Below are 208 nucleotides of genomic sequence, written 5' to 3'. Positions count from 1 at the left end.
GACCTCATCGAAGCATGGGCGCGCCATCTGGCCGAAAGATATGGCGAGCCCGTCGTTTCAAGCTGGCCATGGGAAGTGTGGAACGAGCCGGACGGTCACTACTGGACCGGCACCATACCGCAATTCTGCGAAATGTATGATGTCAGCGCCAAGGCCCTGAAGCGTGCCTTGCCGAATGCCCGTGTCGGCGGTCCGCACACCTGCGGCG

Annotated in this window: 1 protein-coding gene; it reads left to right on the top strand. The window is 62.0% G+C overall.

The genetic code is table 11. The features are described 5' to 3' along the window. Window positions 1–208, top strand: a 208-nt coding sequence (locus AF337_RS08120) for a GH39 family glycosyl hydrolase (protein ID WP_425287883.1), incomplete at both ends; no start/stop codon positions are given.

Origin of the sequence: Rhizobium ecuadorense, from assembly GCF_001187535.1 — a bacterium.
GTDB classification, from domain to species: Bacteria; Pseudomonadota; Alphaproteobacteria; order Rhizobiales; family Rhizobiaceae; genus Rhizobium; species Rhizobium ecuadorense.
The sequence above is the reverse complement of the archived record's forward strand: the minus strand, read 5'-3'. Positions and strand labels throughout refer to the sequence as shown.